The sequence below is a fragment of the Vibrio rubrogenes genome, from assembly GCF_059641415.1.
Genome location: NZ_JCARSY010000141.1, coordinates 1 through 337 on the forward strand (window position 1 = coordinate 1; position 337 = coordinate 337).

Here is a 337-nt window from a genome sequence, read left to right on the forward strand (position 1 = left end):
AATCAGCCGCCCTTTGTCATCGTAGGCCTTGAGGTATTCACCGCCACTGCCGTCAACTTCTTTAATCAGCCGGGCATTGCCGTCATGCTGGTACACCTGTTGTGAGCCGTCACTGTTGGTCAGCGTCACCGTGCCGGCATCTTCATCCCATTCATAGCGGGTATCCACCTGCGTCAGGTTACTGAACTGACGGGTCGCCCGGGCCTGCTTTCCTTCGCCCTGCCATTCCCAGCGGAATATCGCCCCGCCGGCCAGCTCGCGCGACTGAATCACATGCTGCGCATCGTAGGTGTAGCGCTCCGTCTCGCCACTGGCATTGGTGGCCGTGATAAGCTGC

General features: G+C 59.6%; 1 protein-coding gene. It reads right to left on the reverse strand.

Annotated elements, in window-relative coordinates; genetic code table 11:
• A partial coding sequence (locus tag AC55NX_RS20930; protein ID WP_496997484.1) for a hypothetical protein occupies window positions 1-273 on the reverse strand: 273 nt, incomplete at its 3' end.
• Window positions 274-337: the final 64 nt, after the last annotated feature.